Source organism: Bacillus sp. AP50 (assembly GCF_040492675.1).
Classification (GTDB): Bacteria; Bacillota; Bacilli; order Bacillales; family Bacillaceae_G; genus Bacillus_A; species Bacillus_A cereus.
On sequence record NZ_JBEUTW010000215.1, the window covers coordinates 1 to 5,277 of the forward strand.

The following is a 5,277-nucleotide window of genomic DNA, read 5'->3' on the forward strand; positions in this document are numbered from 1 at the left end:
CACTGTGTTATAATGAGTATGAAAAGAACAATACAATCACATAAACCAATTATAAATTGTATATAAATAAAAAAGACTAGTGTGCGGCTACACACTAGTCCACGTAACTTAGCAGATTGGATTGTTCATTTATCCTATTTGTTTCTTACAAACAAAACAACCCACATTCTATAAGCATAGGTGGGTTGTTATTTTTTGAGCTTGTCTATTAAAACGACGACGAACGTTAACAATGCAACGAGAAACAGTCCACCTTGCAGTAGCAACGCTATTTCACTCACGTATTATCACCCCCCTCCTACTCGGAGAAGTGATAATTGAACAACCAACCGCACCTTAAGTTACCCTTTAATTTTACCATATTTTCTAATAATTTACGATGAAAACCCGCAAGCGAATAACTTGCGGGTTTTTTATCCCGTGTTAACAGGCAGTAAACAAAATGGAGCAATAAATAAGTGAAACTTTATTTCTCACTATTTTTTTAATGCATATGCATCAGCAATCATTTCACCAACAATTTTATTTTCTTCTTTCTTCTCGTCTTTCAATAATGGGAATAACAATTCTGCCACTTGATACGCTTCTTCTAAATGCGGATATCCTGATAAAACAAACGTATCAATTCCTAACGATTCATATTCTTTTATCCTTTCTGCTACTGTATGCGGATCGCCTACAAGTGCAGTACCTGCCCCACCTCTTACAAGTCCGATTCCAGCCCATAAATTAGGGCTTATCTCTAACGACTCTCTCGTACCTTTATTTAAATGGGTCATCCGTTTTTGACCAACCGAATCATATCTTGCAAATGTCTTTTGAGCAAGCTCAATTGTTTCATTATCCACATATTGAATTAAACGTTCTGCCTCTTCCCATGCTTCTTCTTCTGTTTCTCTTACAATTACGTGTAATCTAATGCCAAATCGCACTGTACGCCCCTTCTCTTCTGCAAGTTTTCTTACTTCTTCTATTTTCTCTTTCACTTGCTCTGGCGGCTCTCCCCACGTTAAATATACATCACTATGTTCAGCTGCTACTTCTTTTCCAGCAGCTGACGATCCTCCGAAATATATAGGAGGATATGGTATTTGAACTGGTGGGAATACAACTTTACTATCTGTAACTTTAATATGTTTTCCTTCTAAAGAGATCGTTTCACCTTGCAATGTCGATTTCCAAACTTTTAAAAATTCATCCGCTGCTTCATATCTTTCATCATGATCAAGATATAATCCATCTCCTTGTAGTTCAACTGGATCTCCTCCAGCTACTACATTAATAAGCAGCCTCCCATGTGAAATTCTATCAAATGTAGATGCCATCCTCGCTGCAACTGTAGGGGACATTAGTCCTGGTCTCACTGCTACTAAAAATTTTAGTTTTTCTGTTTCAGCAGCAAGAGCTGAAGCTAACACCCAAGGGTCTTCACATCCTTGACCAGTTGGAAGTAAAACACCCGTATATCCTAAATAATCAGCTGCCGCAGCAACTTGCTTATAATAACCATATTCAGCTGCTCTTCCTCGTTTTGTCGTTCCTAAATATCGACCATCTCCATAAGCCGGAATAAACCATAATAATTCCATACCTTTACACACCCCTTATTTATTTTGAATCGTATACTAACACATTCTATATAAATTACCCCTAATAATTTATATGTTAATTCCCTGTCTCACCTTTAAAGTTATCTCGCCATCTTAAAAACTTCACTTCTAGTAAACGTACTAGAGAGTCAGAAAACTTTCCAACAAATGCAAATATAATTATGCCGACAAATACGATATCTGTATTTGAAAATTGCCTTGCATCCATAATCATATAGCCAATACCTTCTGTAGACCCCATAAGTTCTGCTACTACTAAACTCACCCACGCAACACCTAACGATAACCTTGCTCCTAGTAAAAGGTTAGGCAATGCAGCTGGTAAAATTAGTTTCGTGATTAATTTTCTTTTACTAAACTCTAACACTCTCGCAACATCAAATAACTTTGAATCCACACCTCTAATACCTAAAAATGCGTTTACGTATAAAGGAAAAAATGCACCATCTGCAATTAATAACACTTTTGATGTTTCACCAAAACCGAACCATAATACGAAAAGCGGCGCAACAGCTAAATGAGGTACAGTTCTTAACATTTGCACAGATGGGTCTAAATATTGCTCACTTCTCGTTGAAAATCCAACAATCGTTCCTAAAATGATTCCTAAGCCCCCACCAATAAAGAAACCAGCCGCAGCCCTGAATACACTAATACTTAAATGGCCGAATAACTCTCCTGTTTTAATAAGCTCTTGGAAAGCTAGAAAAATATCTAATGGTGTTGGTAAAACTGTTTTAGAAACAAGACCGAATACGCCAGCCAACTGCCAAATTATTAATATAATAACCGGTATAGTAATCGCCCTTACTAAAACTTTTACATTTAACTTTCGTACCTTCTTTATGCCATTTTTCTTAATCGTTATACTCGCTGGTTTCATAACAGCTTTCGTATTTTCCACTTTACAAAACCTCTTTTCACTTCGCTTTCAATGCTTTTTCTACGAAAGAATTATCTACAACTTTTTCCGTCTTAATTTCTTTCTTTATAGAACCGAGCTTATATTGAAAATCCGCAGTCTTTTGTTGTTCTGCTATTATTTCCTTAGTTACCGGAACTAAAATTGGTTTGTCGTGATTAAACACTTCTTTTACAATCTCTGCATCTATCTTTTTTACAGAAGTGTATACTTTTATTGCTTCATCTAAGTTAGCATCTTGCCATACACGTGCTTTCTCATAAACTTTGAGGAATTTCTCAACTAATTCTGGATGTTCTTTCGCAAATTTTGTCCTCGTAATTAAAAATTCTGGTGAAGAGACATTTAATGTTTCACCGTCTGCAATCACCTTCGCACCTTTATTTAACGTATGTAATGATATGAAAGGGTCCCAAATCGCCCATGCATCTACTGATCCTGATTCGAATGCAGGCTGCGCTTCATCTGGTTGTAATTGAATGACATTTACATCTTTTGCATCAATACCTTCTTTATCAAGTGCTCGATATAATAAATTAAAGGCACTACTTCCTTTTGCTACTGCAATTTTTTTACCTTTTAAATCTTTTACACTCGCAATCTTACTATCTTTTTGAACGAGAATTCCAGTTCCTTTTCTCGCATAACTTGTATTGGCGATTTCGGTAAATCCAATACCTGCTGCTTGCGCTGAAATGACTGGAGAATTCCCTACTTCACCAAAGTCTAACCGGTTTGATGCGATTGCTTCAAAATAAGGAGGTCCACTTTGGAACTCTGTCCATTTCACTTTAACTCCTTCTTTTTTAAACTCCTCTTCAAACCATCCCTTTTTCTTTGCTAGTAATAGCGGGCTTAATCCTTGTTGTATACCAATTTGTATTGTTACATCTTCTTTCTTACTACTTGCTGTACTTTTTTCACATCCTAACAAACATACTGATATAGCTAAAGCAAAAGAAAGAATTTTTAATTTTTTATACATATAAAATCACCCTTTTCCTATATACTTGTTTGAATCAACCCTCCATATTCAAACTGCTGTAATACTTTCGTTCGAAGTTGTTGGAACGATTGAGAAGTTTTATTTCGCGGATAAGGCAAATTATTTTCAATCACTTTATGTATTTTCCCTGGTTTTGCACTCATAATGATGATTCGGTTTGAAAGATATATCGCTTCGTCTATATCATGTGTAACGAATATCATTGTTGTTTTCTTCTGCTCCCAAATATTTAGCAATACTTCTTGTAAATGACTTCGAGTAAAAGCATCCAGCGCTCCAAAAGGTTCATCAAGTAATAATACATTTGGATCTCTTAATAACGCTCTCGCTATCGCAACACGTTGTGACATCCCGCCTGAAATTTCTTTCGGATACGATTTTTCAAAGCCATCTAACCGAACGATTTCAACCCATTCTCTTACCTTATCTTTCACATACTTATCTTTTAACGATAAATCTGCCGCTATATTTTCTTCAACTGTTAACCATGGAAAAAGCCTATGTTCTTGAAAAATAAAACCTTGTTTCTTGCTCGTTTTTAAGATAGGCTCCCCGTCAATAACAACTTCCCCTTCAAAATCATTATCTAGACCGGCAACAATTTTTAGTAATGTACTTTTTCCGCACCCACTCGGACCAATTACTGTAACAAAATCCCCTTTCTCTAATTGAAAATTAATATTCTCTAATACTTGAACAGTACCAGTTTGTTTCAAAAAATATTTTGATACCCCATCAATTGAAACAGTCATTTCTTCTCCTCCTTAAAATGATTCATATAAATGAACAGATTCAGTATTTGTGCAATAAAAAAACCAAAGGCATTTTATCAACAGATAAAATGCCTTTGATTTCTCCAATCAGCAATACGTTATGGAATTAAGTACATATTATACAAATATTTCCGATAAGTCAACTAGGTTTTATCAAAACATACATATGATTCGTTTGAATATTTTTACTGTTGTTTATTTGAACGATATCATTTACTTACTATTTTTTCTGATTTTTAATCCACTGTAACCAATAAGAAAACTCACACGCTAAATGCATTTGATGGGATTTAATAACTAAGCGACGAAATTTCTACAAAAAAAAGAGTAATTTCAAGAAATATGCTACTAACCTTAGATTTATTAAAAAAGTTAGATCATATAACTTGAGACTACTCATTCCCATTCAAAATATTTATGTAATTAAATTTTATTTCCTCTGCACCCTGGCTGTCTCCAAAACTATTGGTGGCAGCTCTTTTTGAATGATTTCTTTTAATCCATAAAGAGCTTTCCTCACATAACCACCTTCGAAATTCCCTAATGGTTCTGGTAATTCATCTTCATCCAATATGAAGTATTCTCCATTTGGAAGTACCATAATATCGATGATTAAATCTTCAAAGGAAACCACTTCATCTTTTATTTGTGTGTTTTTTACAATATTAAAATAGGAACCTAAATACTTTCCTTTTATATCTCTCCATACGTATAAATTGTACGGACGATCTTTCCAGTAATATGCGATTGTATAACTTCCTTTTGGGATTGTTAACTTAGTATCATTTGCAGTCATTGTAAATGAATACTGCACCTCGTGAAATAAAACGATACTTTGTGATTGCTTTTCAAGTAATAAGCAATTGTGATCTACTATTGTTGAGTTATACCGGATTTTTCTTTCTATAATTTCAATTTTCGATGTAAGTAACTTATTCATTATTTTGTTTCCCCTTATGCTAGTTC

6 protein-coding genes are annotated in these 5,277 nt (G+C 34.7%); all 6 read right to left on the reverse strand.

Annotated elements, in window-relative coordinates; all coding sequences use genetic code 11:
• Positions 1–188 precede the first annotated feature (188 nt).
• Positions 189–281 carry a putative holin-like toxin gene (locus ABWK52_RS16895; RefSeq protein WP_001289320.1) on the reverse strand — a complete coding sequence of 31 codons (93 nt, stop codon included), beginning with the start codon at positions 279–281 and terminating at the stop codon, positions 189–191.
• A gap of 195 nt (positions 282–476) precedes the next feature.
• Positions 477–1,589 carry an FMNH2-dependent alkanesulfonate monooxygenase gene (gene ssuD / locus ABWK52_RS16900; RefSeq protein ID WP_098541944.1) on the reverse strand — a complete coding sequence of 371 codons (1,113 nt, stop codon included), beginning with the start codon at positions 1,587–1,589 and terminating at the stop codon, positions 477–479.
• Between the two features lie 76 nt (positions 1,590–1,665).
• A complete protein-coding gene (locus tag ABWK52_RS16905; protein WP_000432134.1) occupies positions 1,666–2,514 on the reverse strand; it encodes an ABC transporter permease in 849 nt (282 codons plus the stop codon).
• 16 nt (positions 2,515–2,530) lie between these two features.
• On the reverse strand, positions 2,531–3,517 hold the full coding sequence (locus ABWK52_RS16910; protein WP_000277087.1) for an aliphatic sulfonate ABC transporter substrate-binding protein: 987 nt from the start codon (positions 3,515–3,517) through the stop codon (positions 2,531–2,533).
• Positions 3,518–3,534: 17 nt separating this feature from the next.
• Positions 3,535–4,290: an ABC transporter ATP-binding protein gene (locus tag ABWK52_RS16915; protein ID WP_000218582.1), complete on the reverse strand. Its 756-nt coding sequence runs from the start codon at positions 4,288–4,290 to the stop codon at positions 3,535–3,537.
• A gap of 451 nt (positions 4,291–4,741) precedes the next feature.
• On the reverse strand, positions 4,742–5,251 hold the full coding sequence (locus ABWK52_RS16920) for a DUF402 domain-containing protein (protein WP_001037878.1): 510 nt from the start codon (positions 5,249–5,251) through the stop codon (positions 4,742–4,744).
• Positions 5,252–5,277: the final 26 nt, after the last annotated feature.